The 16,815-nt window shown below is 37.7% G+C and carries 17 protein-coding genes and 1 pseudogene; 15 read left to right on the top strand and 3 right to left on the bottom strand.

The features are described 5' to 3' along the window. The first annotated feature begins 22 nt into the window (after window positions 1–22). Both BMX63_RS08630 and BMX63_RS08625 read left to right on the top strand, forming a co-directional pair. A complete protein-coding gene (locus BMX63_RS08630; RefSeq protein WP_093134246.1) occupies window positions 23–397 on the top strand; it encodes a response regulator in 375 nt (124 codons plus the stop codon). 128 nt (window positions 398–525) lie between these two features. Next, entirely contained in the window at window positions 526–1,824 is a 1,299-nt protein-coding gene (locus BMX63_RS08625) for an NCS2 family permease (RefSeq protein WP_093134244.1), read from the top strand. Between the two features lie 142 nt (window positions 1,825–1,966). Here the strand turns inward: BMX63_RS08625 and BMX63_RS08620 are convergent, their stop codons facing one another. After that, on the bottom strand, window positions 1,967–2,803 hold the full coding sequence (locus tag BMX63_RS08620) for a sulfurtransferase (protein WP_245732782.1): 837 nt from the start codon (window positions 2,801–2,803) through the stop codon (window positions 1,967–1,969). A 173-nt stretch (window positions 2,804–2,976) separates the two neighbouring features. Between BMX63_RS08620 and BMX63_RS08615 the strand changes: the two are divergent. The 5 genes and pseudogenes from BMX63_RS08615 (at window position 2,977) to BMX63_RS08595 (ending at window position 6,360) form a co-directional block, all read left to right on the top strand. Then, window positions 2,977–3,739: pseudogene (locus BMX63_RS08615) on the top strand (SDR family oxidoreductase). Window positions 3,740–3,900: 161 nt separating this feature from the next. Beyond that, on the top strand, window positions 3,901–4,770 hold the full coding sequence (locus BMX63_RS08610; protein WP_093134242.1) for an ROK family protein: 870 nt from the start codon (window positions 3,901–3,903) through the stop codon (window positions 4,768–4,770). A gap of 181 nt (window positions 4,771–4,951) precedes the next feature. Next, window positions 4,952–5,098 (top strand): anti-repressor SinI family protein, encoded by a 147-nt coding sequence (locus tag BMX63_RS08605; protein ID WP_143060132.1) that lies wholly within the window; start codon window positions 4,952–4,954, stop codon window positions 5,096–5,098. Window positions 5,099–5,278: 180 nt separating this feature from the next. Further along, complete coding sequence (locus BMX63_RS08600; RefSeq protein ID WP_093134237.1) at window positions 5,279–5,773, top strand: RNA polymerase sigma factor; 495 nt, start codon at window positions 5,279–5,281, stop codon at window positions 5,771–5,773. After that, on the top strand, window positions 5,770–6,360 hold the full coding sequence (locus BMX63_RS08595) for a hypothetical protein (protein ID WP_093134235.1): 591 nt from the start codon (window positions 5,770–5,772) through the stop codon (window positions 6,358–6,360). The genes BMX63_RS08600 and BMX63_RS08595 overlap by 4 nt, the downstream gene beginning before the upstream one ends. 195 nt (window positions 6,361–6,555) lie before the next feature. On the opposite strand, the gene guaC is transcribed toward BMX63_RS08595, so the two are convergent. Continuing rightward, window positions 6,556–7,539: a GMP reductase gene (gene guaC / locus BMX63_RS08590; RefSeq protein WP_093134232.1), complete on the bottom strand. Its 984-nt coding sequence runs from the start codon at window positions 7,537–7,539 to the stop codon at window positions 6,556–6,558. Between the two features lie 187 nt (window positions 7,540–7,726). Here guaC and BMX63_RS08585 point away from each other — a divergent pair, with 187 nt between their 5' ends. The 4 genes from BMX63_RS08585 to BMX63_RS08570 all read left to right on the top strand — a co-directional run bounded on the left by BMX63_RS08585 (window position 7,727) and on the right by BMX63_RS08570 (window position 11,740). Then, complete coding sequence (locus tag BMX63_RS08585; RefSeq protein ID WP_143060131.1) at window positions 7,727–8,890, top strand: LL-diaminopimelate aminotransferase; 1,164 nt, start codon at window positions 7,727–7,729, stop codon at window positions 8,888–8,890. 127 nt (window positions 8,891–9,017) lie between these two features. Continuing rightward, window positions 9,018–9,680, top strand: coding sequence for a ribonuclease H family protein (locus BMX63_RS08580; RefSeq protein ID WP_093134230.1), 663 nt, complete (start codon window positions 9,018–9,020; stop codon window positions 9,678–9,680). A gap of 106 nt (window positions 9,681–9,786) precedes the next feature. Then, window positions 9,787–10,401, top strand: a complete 615-nt coding sequence (locus BMX63_RS08575; RefSeq protein WP_093134227.1) for a PH domain-containing protein — start codon at window positions 9,787–9,789, stop codon at window positions 10,399–10,401. Window positions 10,402–10,612: 211 nt separating this feature from the next. After that, the gene (locus tag BMX63_RS08570; protein ID WP_245732781.1) at window positions 10,613–11,740 is read left to right on the top strand and encodes a thermonuclease family protein; all 1,128 of its coding nucleotides are present in this window, start codon (window positions 10,613–10,615) and stop codon (window positions 11,738–11,740) included. Window positions 11,741–12,104: 364 nt separating this feature from the next. Here the strand turns inward: BMX63_RS08570 and BMX63_RS08565 are convergent, their stop codons facing one another. After that, entirely contained in the window at window positions 12,105–13,040 is a 936-nt protein-coding gene (locus tag BMX63_RS08565) for an NADP-dependent oxidoreductase (protein ID WP_093134224.1), read from the bottom strand. A gap of 345 nt (window positions 13,041–13,385) precedes the next feature. On the opposite strand from BMX63_RS08565, the gene BMX63_RS08560 reads away from it, so the two are divergent. From BMX63_RS08560 to BMX63_RS08545, 4 genes are all read left to right on the top strand, one after another. Further along, entirely contained in the window at window positions 13,386–14,261 is an 876-nt protein-coding gene (locus BMX63_RS08560) for a transporter substrate-binding domain-containing protein (protein WP_093134221.1), read from the top strand. Between the two features lie 10 nt (window positions 14,262–14,271). After that, window positions 14,272–14,964, top strand: coding sequence for an amino acid ABC transporter permease (locus BMX63_RS08555; RefSeq protein WP_093134218.1), 693 nt, complete (start codon window positions 14,272–14,274; stop codon window positions 14,962–14,964). A 268-nt stretch (window positions 14,965–15,232) separates the two neighbouring features. Further along, a complete protein-coding gene (locus tag BMX63_RS08550; protein ID WP_093134216.1) occupies window positions 15,233–15,472 on the top strand; it encodes a ferredoxin family protein in 240 nt (79 codons plus the stop codon). 237 nt (window positions 15,473–15,709) lie between these two features. Continuing rightward, a complete protein-coding gene (locus BMX63_RS08545) occupies window positions 15,710–16,654 on the top strand; it encodes an MBL fold metallo-hydrolase (RefSeq protein ID WP_093134213.1) in 945 nt (314 codons plus the stop codon). Window positions 16,655–16,815: the final 161 nt, after the last annotated feature.

Genomic DNA, 16,815 nt, shown 5'->3' with positions numbered 1-16,815 from the left:
TATAAATAGGGAAGATGAATATATGAGTATAATCTTATTAGCAGACGATTCAGCCTTTATGAGAAATTGGCTAAAACAAATATTAAAACAGTATGGCTACTATGAAACCGTGGAAGCGAGAGACGGACAGGAAGCTATCGATACTTATAAATCCATACATCCTGATATGGTAATCATGGATACAGTGATGCCAAAAATAACAGGACTGGAGGCTCTTGCGGAAATAATGAGGTTTGATTCAAAAGCCAATGTCATTATGTGTTCCTCATTAAGCACGGAAACAAATGTCATGAAGGCAATACAGTTAGGTGCAAAAGATTTTGTTGTAAAGCCTTATTTTAAAAACTTAGGTGAAACGGTAAATAAACATCTTAGTCCAGTTGGAAAGGCTTATTAATCTATTATAAAGTTTGATGACGTTGATATTTATAATCCTTTTTTGCTATAATATATATTCATGGCTCGCCTGAATTTCAGGAGAGAGCGGGTAGGGAGAGGGCTTTTTAACTAGATAGGTCGTATAAAATGAATAAGTGGTTGAACCATTACTTTCAGCTCGACAAGTATGAAACAACATTGAAGAGGGAACTTATGTCTGGTTTAATCGGATATTTTGCGATTGTTTATATTATCGCCGTAAATTCTCTCATTCTATCAGAAGCCGGGATACCTCTTGGTGCAGCAATTCTGGCAACGATTTTCATATCCTTTTTGGGCTGTTTTATTATGGGGTTTTGGGCAAATATGCCTATCCTTCTTGTTCCAGGTATGGGGGTAAATGCGTTATTTTCCTATACCATGGTTCAATCGATGGGATTGACCTGGCCAGAAGCCTTAGCAGTTGTATGTGTGTCAGGTCTTATCTTCGTACTGATTGCCTTTTCCAGATTTGCCAAGACGTTAAGTGAATCCATACCTCAATCCCTAAAAGAAGCGATTACGGTAGGTCTTGGACTCTTTTTAATGTTAATTGGTCTGGAAAAGGGCGGTATTGTTGAAAAGGGTACGAATTCCATTATAGCACTTGGAGATCTTGGAAATCCTCTTGTAATAGCCACTGTGCTGACATTTTTGATTGCGATTATCCTTTTTTTACGGAATGTACCGGGTAACTTTCTTATTACCGTTGTGATTGGAACAATCATTGCATGGGCATTCGGCCTTATTGATAAACAAAATGGTCAGGGAAATCAAGTATCCCTTAAGGAATATCTTGATGTATTCGGAACCTTATCTTTTGAAAGCTTCTTTTCGATGACATTTTGGATTGCCGTATTCTCTTTGACAATGGTGCTTGTTTTCGAGAACGTAGGATTAGTTCATGGCCATGCGAATTTTATTGACCGCCCGGATGCATATTCACGTGGATTCCAAGCAACCTCTGTTTCAGCTATGCTTTCGGGAATTTTTGGTACAAGTCCAACTGTTGCAACGGTTGAAAGTTCAGCGAGCATGGCAGCTGGTGGGCGAACAGGAATTACAGCAATGACAACGGGATTTCTATTTTTACTTTCGATTTTTTTTATTCCGGTCATTAAGTTAATTCCAAGTAGTGCTATAGCTCCCATCTTAATTATTATTGGCAGCTTAATGCTCCAAAATATCCGTAATCTGGACCTGAAGGATATGAGCGAGAGTTTCCCTGCCTTTCTCATCATTGCTCTTATTCCATTTACGTATAGTATTGCAGATGGAATGGCCATCGGATTTATTTTATATCCGATTTTAAAAATAGCAATTGGAAGGGCTAAAGAGGTTTCGTTCACGCTTTATATTATAGCTTCACTATTCCTTGTGAATTTTGTGTTTCATGTGGTTCATTAATATATCAAAGGGAAAGGGTACAAATCTTTTTTGATTTGTACCCTTTCTAATACATGAAAATTCCCGCAATAGGAAGTTTGTGAAATCCTAACCTGAGAGGTATTATTGAACTGAAATTAATAACGGTTTCATATATTATCTCCTACTCTTCTTTTGTCTCTACAGGATTGTCTTCGTATGAAATCCAATCACTAAAGCTTCCGGGATAAAGTTTTATATTTTGAAAACCAGCGATTTTCAGTGCCATTATATTAGGTGTTGCAGATACTCCTGATCCACAGGAAACCATAATTTCTTTATCTTTGGGAAGATTGGCAAAATGTTTTTTCAGTTCTTCAGGTTCCTTCCACATTCCCTGTTCATTTAAAACCTCTTTATAGAAGTAATTTTTAGCTCCAGGGATGTGCCCTGCTTTTTTATACAGGGGTTCCGTTTTGCCAAGATAACGGTCTTTAGAACGGGAATCGATTAATACAGCAGATTGATCTTTAAGTTTTTCCTTTACTTGATGAATATCTACTACTTCATTTTTTCTGGGTTTAGGAATAAATGTTTTTTTATCTGCAACAGGCTGTTCATCTGTTACTTCATACCCTTTATCCTGCCAGCTTTCAAACCCACCGTCCAGAACATAAACTTTTTCATGACCTAAATAATGAAGCAGCCACCAAAGACGACCAGAAAACATATCATTTGTCTGATCATAAACGACGACAGTAGTATGATGGTTAATTCCTATACTCCCTAATTTTTCAGTCAACTCATTTATATCAGGTAATGGATGGTTTCCGCCATGTTCCTCTACTTTCCCCGCCAAATCATCATTTAAGTCTAAATAAAATGCATTGGGGATGTGGCTTTTTAAATAGGCTTTTCTGCCAGCATTTGGATTGGTCAGTTCAAATCGTACATCCACAATAACAACATAGTTTGAGTCTAATTTTTCTTTTAACTCATCAACAGACATTCGAAACGTCAATGGAATCCCTCCAATAACATGGGAAATTTGTTTCCTTTATTTTAAATGAAGTGAAGGTTTATGAATAGTGTAACCAGGGTTATTTTTGACCTTAATCTTAAATAGGGATATGATTTAAATAATAGGAAAAATATACTATAACTTACAAGGGATAAGAAAAGGGAGGAAAAGTGATGAAGTTAGATGGAAAAGTTGCTGTGGTAACAGGAGCAGCATCAGGTATGGGAAAAGCTATTGCTGAATTATATGGAAAAGAGGGGGCAAGAGTGGTAGTCTCTGATATTAATTTAGAAGGAGCAGAAAATGTGGCTTCCGGAATTCAAAAACAGGGCGGTAATGCTACTGCAGTCCAAACAAATGTTGCAAAAGAAATAGATATTGAAAATATGATTGAGACAGCTGTTAACGAATATGGAACACTGGATATATTAGTAAATAACGCCGGAATTATGGATGGTTTTGAGCCAGCAGGAGATCTTGATTCTGAAAAATGGGAAAGAATTTTTTCCATTAATACAACGGGTGTTTTTTACGCGATAAAGAAAGCGTTACCAATATTTCTTGAAAAAAGAGCAAGGGGTGATTATCAATACAGATTCTACAGGAGGAATGAATGGTGCTCATGCAGGTGCAGCTTACACGGCGTCTAAACATGCAGTTGTTGGACTGACAAAAAATACAGTCTTTATGTATGCCCAAAAAGGTATTCGGTGTAATGCAATTGCCCCCGGTGCTGTCGAAACGAATATCAGCAGTTCAATAAATAATATTAGCAACCTGGGACAGGAGCGAACCGGTAAGGCTCAAGCAGTGATTCCACGTACTGGTAAACCGAAAGAAATTGCTAACGTAGCCCTGTTTTTAGCTTCTGATGAGTCAAGCTTTATTAATGGAACTGTTGTAACGGCAGATGGTGGCTGGACGTCGCCATTTTAAGTCGATATGTATGTATTACTGTTTAGAAAAGCAGATGAAAGCTTTGCCTCATTTAGATATAATAAAGGTAAAAACACTTCAATACGGAAGTAACAAGTAATATTTACGACAAATGAAACCCGTATATCGTAAAGGAGCTTTCAGGTAAGGGGGATACCTTCATGTTAATAGGTAGTATAGAAGCTGGGGGAACAAAATTTGTATGTGCTGTTGGAGATGAGAAGGGACTTGTTTTGGATAAAACAAGTTTCTCAACGGAAGAGCCTGATAAAACGTTGGCTAAAGTGGAATCTTTTTTTAAAGAGCATCCCATTGAGGCACTTGGTGTAGGCACATTTGGTCCGGTTGATTTAGATAAGACAAGCAATAGCTATGGTACCATTTTAAAAACCCCAAAGATCAAGTGGCAGAACTATCCGTTTTTGCAGAAGCTGAAGAATACCTTCCACGTACCAGTAGCGATGGATACGGATGTTAATACAGCTTGCCTTGGTGAATATTACTACGGGGCCGCAAAAGAGGCTAATTCCAGTCTTTATATAACGGTAGGTACTGGGATTGGTGCAGGACTCGTTCAAAATGGTCAGGTGTTTCAAGGGAAAAACCATTCCGAAATGGGCCATATTTTTGTACAGAAGCATCCGGATGATGATTTTAAAGGAAGCTGTCCAAGTCATGGTGCTTGTATAGAAGGACTGGCTTCAGGACCTGCCATTGAAAAACGTTACGGCAAAAAGGGATATTTGTTAGCTGAAAATCCGGGTGTATGGGAAATGGAAGCATTCTACTTAGCTCAAGCCATAATGAACTATTTTGTTATGCTTTCGCCAGAGAAAATTATCCTTGGTGGCGGTGTAATGAAGCAGGAAAAGCTATATCAAATGGTTCAGGATGAATTTATGAATTTACTGAATGGTTATTTAGCTGTGGATAATGTAAAGAACCTTATTGTTAAACCTGAATTAAAAGATGAACAAGGTGTAATTGGGGCTATAATGTTAGGCGTTAAGGCATTAAAACGAGAAATATAAGAATTAGTTTTTGGGGATGTTCTATCAAGGAACATCCTTTTCTGTTGTCAGGAAACATCCTTTTATAAATGTATACTAAAGTATAATTTTTCTTTTGGGGTATGTGTGGTACCTTTTAATCATAGAAATAGGTAGAAGCTCACAGACTCTGATGCATCACAGGGGGATTAGGAGGGAGAAGATGAGGAAGGATGAGTTAGATAAAGAATGGGTTACATTAATGCTTGAGGCTAAAGAAATTGGTCTAACCATCGAAGAGATCCGGGATTATTTTGCGGAGAAGAGTAAAAATTCAGAGTTAGAAACGAAGAAGACTGTTCATGGATAATGGATTCATTTGCTTTTAAACACACTATTCAGTATATAAAAAAAGGATTGGCTCATTTGGCCAATCCTTTTCTTTTGGGTATATCGTTCTAATTTGTTCGCTAATAATGTTTTAATAGTGTAATCTTTTCATAATTTACATCGTCCTATTTTTGAGTATGGCAATTGGGAGGAGAAGGCTTTGACTAATGAAGATGTAGTGACAACTTGGTTTCATCAGTATAGTGATGATGTTTACAACTTTCTCATTTATTATGTTGGAAGCGGGGATGTGGAGGATATGGTACAGGAGGTATTTATCAAGGCAATGAAACATTTCAAACATGAGTCTAAACCGAAAACGTGGCTCTTTAGTATTGCAAGAAATGTCGCCATTGACCAAATGCGCAAGAAAAAGAGAGAGCGAAATAAAGAGTCCAAGCTTCTGCAAGAGAAAAATATGTCAAACGAAGAATCCCCTGAGGATATTTATCAGTTAAGTGAAACCAAAAGAGAATTATACCAGGCGGTTCAATGCCTGAAGAAAAATTATCGTGAAGTCCTCCTATTGCGTGGTATTCAGGAACTGACTATTGAGGAGACGGCAAGGATATTAGGATGGAGTCCAAATAAAGTAAAAGTAACCTTTCACCGTGCAATGAAAACATTAAAGAAGCAAATGGGAGGGGTAAAATGAAAAAAAAGGAACTTTGGAATGAATTGCGGACCTTTCCTAAAGATAGAAAGATAAGGGACCGAACAAAGATGGAAATACTACAGCGAATTAAAACAGAATCGGTAAGGCAAAAACGAAGTAGGCTAGGCCCGATGTTTAAAAAGGTATTCATTAGCTTTGTTAGTATAGCGGTGTTGTTTTTTACAGCAATATTTTTATGGAGCGAAGTTCAAATGAATCAGAAAACTACACCACAAACAGAGGATTCGGCTGGACAGGAGACAATACTTGAAGAAGGGGAAGATGAGAAAACACCGGAAGCCTTAAATGAAGAAGATGTTTTAAGGATAATGCAGCAGTATGAAAAAACGTTTAAGGAATTATATAATCGTGCTAATGAAGATCAAAAGCTGCCCAATGTTCAGTCATTGGATGAAGTATATGAGCAGCTTCGAACTGTGATGTCAGCTGATTTGGCAGAATCTTTTACAGAGTTATATTTCCGTGAAGAAAATGGAGAAGTGTATGTCATTGCACAGGATGGAGCTACATGGCTAGAGGAAGATTTACCGTTTGATTTAGAAAAAAATAAGCGATACGGAATATAAAGTAAATCAGGAGAGGGATAATGAACTTCTAGAACATCGCATTATGACATATTTTCTCGTTTTTGATGAAAATCGCTGGATAGTCGATCGTATAAAAAGTGAAGTATTGGACTAGACCATTATGAAACACGAATGACCTTTTCATACGGAAAGATCATTCGTGTTTTGTGTCTATGTTCTGATTATAATGATTTTTTAATAGACTTTATCTCCATTAAAAATAGAGTTTTTCACTACAACATAATCAACATTTCGAATCGCTTGTAATTCCCTTCCTCCTGCATAGGAAATGGAGGACTGTAAATCTTGTTCCATTTCATCAAGGGTATCTTGCAGAGGGCCTTTATAATCTACATACATCTTTTTCCCCTCTACGTTTCGTTTTTCTCCTTTTTGAAATTCTGAAGCTGAACCAAAATATTCTTTGTAAAGCTTCCCTTCTTTTTCGACGGTTTCGCCTGGAGATTCCTCATGACCGGCAAAGAGTGAGCCAATCATAACCATGGTTGCGCCAAAACGAATGGACTTGGCGATATCTCCGTGGGTCCGTATACCTCCGTCCGCAATTATCGGCTTACTGGCTGCCTTTTCACACCAACGAAGAGCTGCGAGCTGCCAGCCTCCTGTGCCAAAGCCCGTTTTGACCTTAGTAATACAAACCTTTCCTGGCCCAATTCCAACCTTTGTGGCATCAGCACCAGCATGCTCTAATTCCCTTACTGCTTCGGGTGTTCCTACATTACCTGCAATGACAAAACTCTCTGGTAAATGTTTTTTTATATGCTGAATCATGTCAATGACCGCATTGGAATGCCCGTGGGCAATATCAATCGTAATAAATTCAGGTATATATTTTTCATCAGCTAATTTTTCAATAAACCGGTACTCTCCTTCTTTAACACCTACACTAATCGAGGCAATTAAGCCTTGGGCCTGCATATCTTTTATAAATTGGAGGCGGGTTTCCGGTTCAAACCGATGCATGATATAAAAGTATCCATTTTTGGCTAAATATCGAGCAATCGTTTCATCTATAATGGTTTGCATATTGGCTGGTACTACCGGAAGCTTAAATGTATATCCTCCTAAAGATACAGATGTATCACATTCTGTACGGCTCTTTACCACACATTTTGCTGGAATTAACTGAATATCTTCATAATCAAATACATTTTCCAACGTAATCCCCCTCTATAAACGAACAAATAGTACAAGTTTTTTTAAAATGTTCGCCTATATGAATTTACAATATTTTTTACCAGTTGTCAAAGTTATTTGATAATTTTATTGATTTTACGTTTCTGACTGTGTTTATAATAGGTTTAATTATGCTCTATTTCATAAGGATTTAAAGGGGGAGTGGGATGTGGATATCTTATTGTCTCGTAAAATGAATCATTTTCAGACCTCCATTTTTAATGAACTTGCCAGCTATAAGAAACAAAAACTTCAAAGGGACCAGGATATAATTGATTTAAGTATCGGTAGTCCGGATTTACCACCGCCTAAGTTTGTTATGGAAGAAATGGCAAAGCATGTAATGGATTCTTCACAGTTTGGCTATACATTAACAGGAACAGATGAATTTCTTGAAGCGGTTATTCTTTATTACCAAAAGCGTTATGGCGTTTCTTTAGAAGTAAGTGAGGAAGCTTTAATGGTTACAGGATCACAGGATGGACTTGTGCATTTGCCTTTAACCCTTACGAATCCAGATGATATCATTTTAGTACCTGACCCAGGCTATACGGCTTATGAGACAGGGGTCTCTTTAGCTGAAGCAGCACCATATAGAATGCCGTTAAAAGAAGAAAATCAATTTTTGCCTGACCTGGATGCTATTCCGGAGAAAGTTAGAAAGAAAGCAAAGCTAATGATTTTAAATTTTCCGGGAAATCCTGTTCCAGCTCTTGCATCTAAGGAGTTCTTTGGAAAAGTGATTGAATTTGCGAAAACTCATAATATTACTGTCCTTCATGATTTTGCTTATTCTGAGCTGTATTATGAGGAGAAGCCGGTAAGCTTTTTATCCATAGACGGAGCTAAGGAAGTAGGGGTGGAATTTAATTCATTATCAAAAAGCTATAACATGGCAGGTTGTCGTATTGGCTATGTAGTAGGGAATCCAATCATTATTGAGGCCTTAAGCCGGCTGAAGTCAAATTTAGATTATGGGGTGTTTTTGCCCATACAAAAGGCAGCAGTCCAGGCGTTGCGGGAATCAGGCCAGTTTAGTCGTGAATTAAGGGAAATCTATCAAAGGCGTAGAGATTGTTTTGTAAATGGTTTGAATGAAGCAGGCTGGAAGGTCGATATTCCCAAAGCTTCTATGTTCGTTTGGGCAAGGGTTCCAAAAGGGATTAGCTCCAAATCCTTTGCTTATCAGTTAATGGATGAAACTGGTATCGTAGTGACCCCTGGAAATGCTTTTGGAGATGAAGGGGAAGGTTATGTCAGAATAGCTATGACTCAAGATGAGAATACCTTGTTACGTGCGGTTTCAAGAATAAGAGAAAGCGGATTATTTTAGCCCTAATTGGTGGATAATAAGAGCTGCATAAATATTTTGTAGAGGCGAAATCAATCAGAATATCTTTAGCCTTCCGTTAGAAGATAATTAAAGAATCCATTGAACAATGAAAAAGGATGATTTAGTCATGCAAATGAAATTGCATTGGACTTATAGAACCCCTAAAGGTACGGAAGCAATTTTTGAATCAGAAGAAATGTCAGTCGAAAAGGCTCTTCTTGTGGCAGAGGATATGGAAAAGACGGGACGAATCAAACATCTTCAGTTTATTGATAATCAGGACAGTACCTGGAAAAGGAAGGATTTAAATAAATATATCGAAGGCATTCAGACGGAACCGCATAATGTAATAATCTATTTTGATGGAGGATTTGACCGGAAAACGAAAACGTCTGGTTTAGGCTGTGCAATTTATTTTGATCAAAACGGGAAATCCTATCGATTACGGAAAAATGCGACTGTTGACGAGCTGAATACGAATAATGAAGCAGAATATGCAGCGTTACATTTAGCTCTACAGGAAGTGGAATTTTTAGGTGTTCATCATTTACCTATTACATGTATCGGGGATTCGCAAGTGGTAATCAATCAGTTAAAAGATGAGTGGCCGTGCTATGAAGAGGAGCTTCTAAAATGGATGGAACGCATTGAAAATAAGCTTAATGAATTAGGTCTTCAACCTGATTATCGGGTGATTTCAAGGAAAAGAAATCGGGAAGCTGATCACCTGGCAACTCAGGCATTAAATAATATAGAAATTATGAGTACAATGGAAATAGACTCAGAATGAATGGGAAGAGGGACTTGAACATTGTCCCCTCCGACAATGGTAGAGAATGTAGAGGTTGAAGAGGTTGGTAAAATGATAATAGGAAATGATATAAGGAGAGAGAGAAATGTTAAAAAAGTTTGCTTCGGATGCTTTAGGATTATCGGATATTGGAAAAATTATTGATCCCAACGATTTTGACAAAACAGATGCAGATGATTATGTTCGACATGAGGATGAAGAAAAGATCTATTTTTTAATTAAAACCAAAGCTGATGAATATTGCTTTACCAATTTAGCGTTTATTCATGTAGATGGCGAAAATGCCGTATCCTCCAAACGGACATTACGACGTTATCCATATTCACAATATCAAATCTCAGATGTACTATTAGAAACAGCCGGACGTGTCGATTTTGATATTGAAATTAAATTTACGCTTGGTAACCAGGAATTCACAATTGATGTTGATAAAAATCAATTGGAGCAACTGAACGATCTTTACAAGGCTCTCGTCTATATTTCTGAAATTACACAAGAAAATAAGGTAATGAAGAAAATGGGGGAACAGAGTCTCGAAAATGCTGTTACCGTATTACAAAACTCCCGAACACATGACACGGACTTAGCTGATCAATTTAAGCAAATGACCGAGTATGGTTTTTCCTGGCTACAATCAAACTATGAACAATATCATCAAAAAGACTTCGGGGATATTTTTGAAAAGTATATTAATCAGTAAGATATCCTTACCCAGCTTGTGTATGCAGGCTGGGTTTTTTAATTTCTCTTTTACAAATTGTAGAATAAGGAGGGCACAATTACCTTGAAAATCCATATTACCTTTTATAAAATTTTAATTTAGGAGTTTGCTGTTTATTGGAATGCTCTTTTTCTGATTTTAATATTCTTTTATAGTATATTCATCCTGAGAAAATGGAAGGAGAGAAAATGTGGGACCGGCCGTTTTTGGAATTAGTTTACTGGTTTTTCTTGTAGCTATTATCATGTTGATTATTTTTTTATTTAAAAGGAAATCGCTAAAAAGCGTTAAGCACCTTTTCTTAACGGGTGTGGCATTATTTATTTTCAGCTTGTTTTTACCGGGTCCAAGTGAGGAATCTACCTCCCCTGATAAGGATTCCGAAAAGGAAAATATAGAACAGAAGGAAGAAACCGATGAGGTCGAACGTACATCGGATAAAGAGCAGGATGAAAAGAACAGAACGGAAGATTCAAATGAAGAGACGTCTGGAAAACAGTCATCCAAGGAACAAACAGATGATGAATCAACAGCTGAAGAACAGACTTCTTCTGATGACAATAAGGATAAAAGCCAAGCTGACGAGCAGGGTTCTAATTCTGATTCGAAACAGGAAAAGACTGATACCCAGAAGTCCAATCCTTCTACATCAGGTTTGGAAGCAGCTCGCGTATCGAGAGTAGTGGATGGCGATACGATTGAAATTCAATATAAGGGTAAAACAGAGGATGTCCGTCTCCTATTAGTGGATACACCGGAAACCGTTCATCCAAGCAAACCGGTGCAGCCGTTTGGACCCGAGGCTAGTGCGTTTGCTAAAGAGAATTTATCAGGTAGACAAGTAAAGGTTGAATTTGATGGTCCGAAGCGGGATCATTATGACCGTCTCCTTGCTTATATTTGGGTAGATGGAAAAATGTTTAATCAAGTCCTGTTAGAAGAAGGACTGACGCGATTAGCATATGTATACGATCCGCCTTATACTCATTATGATGCCTATGTGAAAGCGCAGACTCAGGCCGTTAATGCGAAAAAAGGAATATGGAGTATTGATGGTTATGTAACAGAAGATGGGTTTAATGACTCTGCTTCGTCGGAGAACTCTGGTCAGTCAAGTGGTCATTCAGAATCTGGTGGTTCTGGAAATACAGGTTCAGGTGAGGTTATTTATGATCCGAATGGTCCAGACCGGGACTGCGGAGATTTTGACACTCACAAACAAGCACAAAGCTTTTTTGAAGCAGCCGGCGGACCAGACAATGACCCGCACCGCCTAGATCGAGACGGCAATGATTTAGCTTGTGAAAGTTTATCTTAGAACAGGACTGAGGAATGTCCCTGTATTCGCTAAAACGTAACGAATGCGGGGCCTTTTTATAGACATGAGCAGGTACTTCCATGTGGTCTGACTCAAATTCTGACAGGAATTTACTACTTGGAGACAAAAAATGCATGTTGACAGAATTAAAGCAGGAGATGACTGGGGTTTATTGGTGAGATAGAAATAGAAGTAGAAGGGACAGAATCAGAGAATGCAGGGCAAGAATAATCCAAGGATAGACAGAATTATTTGATCAACAGACATGAATAAATGAAAAAGCAACAGGATGCTCAACTTGTTTCCTGTTTATCATGCTTCACGCTAAAAGGGTTAACTCTAAATTAGAGTTAACCCTTCCTGTTTACTTCATGTAAATCACAATTTTTCCTTGGGCATGATGGGTTTCACTTAACTGATGGGCCTTTTTAATTCCTTCTTCCGAAAATGGAAGTTCATGTCCTACAATAGGCTTTACTTTCCCTGCTTCAATTAATTTTCTTAATTTATCCAGCTGTTCCCCATTTGGCTCTAACCATAGGAAGGAAGTTTCAATGTTGCGGGCCGTTGCTTTTTCCTTATCGGGATTGCCGGCGATAGAGACAAGTTTTCCTCCATCCTTTAACACTTGAAAACTCTTATCTAAGATATCACCGCCCAGAGTATCTACAATAATGTCGTAGTCATGGAGGATTTCCTCAAACTTTTGCTCCTTATAATTGATGAATTCATCAACGCCTAACTCTTTTAGTAATGCCTCATTTTTCTCACTTGCGGTAGATGCAACATAGGCACCAAAATGTTTAGCGATTTGAATCGCGAAGCTTCCTACTCCCCCAGAGCCTGCATGAATAAGTACTTTGTCTCCTTCTTTAATGTGAGAGAAGTCAACAAGACATTGCCAAGCGGTAAGGGCTGTTAAAGGTACAGATGCTGCTTCTTTAAAGTCTAAATTGTTGGGCTTCTGTGCAAGTAAATGATCATCTACCACTACATACTCGGCATATGTACCTCTTTCTGTTGTAGCAGGACGGGCATATACTTCATCTCCAATTTTAAAATCGGTTACCTTGGATCCTGTTTTTGTAATAACCCCTGCTGCATCCCAGCCTAATATAATAGGAAATTGAAATGGAAGTCCTTCTTTTAAGTATCCTTCTCTAACCTTCCAATCGATAGGGTTAATGGAAGTAGCATAAATCTCTACTAACACCTGGTGTTCTCCGATTTCTGGCTTAGGAAGTTCTTTCTCCTTTAATTGTTCAATTCCACCATATTCTTCAATGACAACTGCTTTCATGATGATAACCTCCTGTTTCTGCCTGTTTTAAACAATGTATAAGAAAACTAATGTTATTTTTCGTATTTCTATCCTATCTTATGCTTATAAGAATAATCAAAGATTTGAACCGAATGTTACTTGTTTGAACAATTCATAATGCTCTCTTGCAGAAATACGATCGTTAAAGAGACTGCTAGTCAGATGGATAACTCGCTCGTAATAAAATTCTGATTTTTAAATCAACTATTGTATAACAGATATAAAATTATGCTATTACAGAATAATTGAACATTGAATAAATAATGAATATCTGTTATATTTTTAAAAGTTGAATATATATAACAAATGAAGGGGTGGAGTTTTATGAGTCGTAAAATGTTAACGTTTATGTTGTTGATTATTCTGGTACTTTTTACTGCATGTGGAAGTAATGAAGGTGAAAGAGAAGGGGGACAAACAACAAAAGATGAATCTTCTAATAGATGGGAGGAGATTCAGAAAGCCGGTGAAATTGTTGTTGGTACATCTGGGACTTTATATCCGGCATCTTATTATCCCGAAGAGTCTGATAAGATTACAGGTTATGATGTGGAAATTATAAAGGAAATAGCTAAACGTCTTGACTTAGATGTTTCTTTTGAAATCATGGGGATTGATTCCATGCTTTCCTCGTTAGATAGCGGTCGAATTGATTTAGTTGCCAATGACATCGAAATTACGAAAGAACGTCAAAAGAATTTCGCTTTTAGTAAACCTTACAAATATTCTTTTTCAACGATGATTGTTAGAGAAGAGGACCTATCTGATATTCACTCTCTGGAAGACTTAGAGGGGAAAAAGGCTGGCGGAGGAGCGACAACCGTCTTTAGTGATATTGCCAGACATTTTGGTGCAGAGGTTGTCACCTATACAAATGCCACCAACGATGTTTATTTACGTGATGTTGAAAAAGGGCGCACAGATTTGGTGATAAATGATTATTACTTGCAAAGTCTTGCATTAAAAGCATTGCCGGAAATTGAAGTGACACTGCATCCTGATCTTCTTTTTCATCCAACGGAACAGGCTTTTGTCATGCCAAAGGATGCAGAAATATTGACGAAAATAGTGAATCAAGTATTAGCTGAAATGCGTGAAGATGGGACGTTAACGGATCTTTCCAAGGAATTCTTTGGAGGAAAAGATGCCTCTAATCCTCCGGAAGAAGATGTACAGAAAATTGAAGGGCTGGAGCTATAGGTGGTTTACCATGATAGAAATCAATATGAATGACTTCGATCTACGTAATATTTTTGACTTGGAATTAGCCATTGAAAGTTTTCCGTTTATCTTAGGTGGTCTGCCTATGACTATCGCAGTTTCCTTTGTAGCCATGGGAATTGGTTTAATACTTGGTTTATTTCTTGCGTTAGGGAGAAGCTCACAAACCATTCTATTAAGATGGCCATCCCGTCTGTATATTTCGTTTATGCGAGGAACTCCAATCATCGTATTTTTGTTTATTTTATATAACGGATTACCTTATGCAGGAATTGAATTATCTGCTTATACAGCAGCGATTATTGGTTTTGGTTTAAATAGCGCAGCTTACATAGCAGAAATTAATCGAGCATCTTTAAATAGTGTACCTGGAGGCCAATGGGAATCTGCCCGGGCACTAGGTTTTAAAAAATGGAAAACACTATGGTCAATCATCCTACCTCAAGCTGCAAGGATTGCGCTTCCTCCATTAACGAACGTCTTTTTAGATTTAGTGAAGGCAAGTTCATTAGCCGCAGTAATTACGGTTCCTGAGTTGTTCCAAAAGGCTCAAATTGTCGGTGGAAGAACCTATGACCATATGACGATGTATGTTTTAATTGCTCTCATTTACTGGACATTATGTATTGTGATTTCAGCTTTTCAAGACCGTCTGGAAAAGAGATTCAGTCGATATATTTAATCATAATGCCGTTAAGCCGGAATATAACAGGGGTATTAAGCTTGTATATTCCGGCTTTATTAAGAGAATTTAATGCTTATAACATTAAAAACGATTTGTCGTAGCCAATTCAACTGCCAAAAAAGCCTAGTAAGTTCAATTTACACTCCCTCATGAAGAAATTTTAAGACAGATAGATATGTCACATTATTAGATTTACGTGAAGATAAAGCGTATACTAGAATAAAAGGAAACAGTATTTTTAACAGCAATAGAGGAGGTTTTAACGATGGCTTTTGTTATTACAAGCCCATGCCAGGGGGAAAAAGCCGGAGAATGTGTGGAGGTTTGTCCGGTAGAATGTATTGAAGAAGGAAAGGATCAATTTTACATAGACCCGGATATTTGTATAGACTGCGGAGCTTGTGTTTCCGTTTGTCCTGTAGATGCCATTGTAGAGGAATTTGATATGACACCTGATGAAGAGGTGTATTTGAAGAAGGCAGAGGATTTTTTTGCCAACCGGTAATTTTTAATATATATTTACAAAGAGTGTGCCTCAAGACAAACGCACACTCTTTTTTTGTGGCATTGGGAATGATGCAATCGTAGGTAGCTGTAGCTCTGTGGATAAAAACAATAATGGTCACGTCAGCCTGTTAGCAGTGAGCCATTATGTTTTTGGAATGATACTTCTTTAAAAGCAGGTATATCACCCTTTATGTTGAAATAATTATGATAGAGACTGTAGAATGAGGTGTTATGAATGGTTAACCCAACGGATTTAGATCAGCGGACTTCATTAATCGATTTGTATGATTTAAGTATGGAAAAGCGCACTGGCTCCTATGTACTTCACGAAGAAGAACCGACTATTATTGAAACGAGTGCAAGTCCTTCAATCCCACATTTATTAAAAGGTTTGGAAAAGCTGGATATTGATCCAGTCGATGTGAAGTATATTATTTTGACCCATATTCATCTTGACCACGCAGGTGGTGTAGGAGTCTTTTTGGAAAAATGTCCAAATGCCAAAGTCGTGGTTCATCCAAAAGGAAAACGCCATTTAGCGAATCCATCAAAGCTCATAGCGGGAGCAAAAATGGTGTATGGTGAATTATTTGATCAGTTATTTAATCCGATTGTTCCTGTACCGGAAGAACGATTAATTTCAAAAAATGATGGGGAAAGCCTACAAATTGGAGCGAATCGAACACTAACCTTCTATGATACACCAGGCCATGCCAAGCACCATTTTTCAGTCCATGATTCCTACAGTAATGGCATATTCACAGGGGATACGATTGGCATTCTCTATCCCAAAACCCCATTTGAATTTATCCTTCCAACGACATCACCAAATCAATTTGATCCTGATGCCATGCTAGAATCTTTAGACCGTATTGAACAGCTAGAAGTTGATTCTATTAATTTCGGTCATTATGGACAATCTCGTAATCCTGAACAGGTTTATGAACAAATGAGGTATTGGTTGCCGGTGTTTATGGAAATTGGGGAAAAGGAATTTACGATTCATTCAGACGCATCAAGCAAGGAACAAGCGGACGCAATTTCTGAAGCCTTGTTGAAGAAAATTCGTAAACACCTTGAAAACAAAGGTGTATCCAGGGATCATGATGTGTATCAATACTTAAACATGGACATGCAGGTTTGTTCGATGGGGATTGTGGATTATTTGAAGAAGAAATAGGAAGGATTTAGCTGGTATTTTATTCATTCTGAAACGTTCGGATAATTCAAAACTATAAATATAGGTTATGAAGAAGAGGAATGGGTTTTTTTCACTCTGATTTAATTTAAGGAAAGATTGGATAAAAATGCGTGGATAACATTTATCCACGCATTTTCTTA

Origin of the sequence: Salinibacillus kushneri, assembly GCF_900111405.1 — a bacterium.
Lineage (GTDB): Bacteria > Bacillota > Bacilli > Bacillales > Alkalibacillaceae > Salinibacillus > Salinibacillus kushneri.
This window is presented reverse-complemented; position numbering and strand designations above follow the sequence as displayed.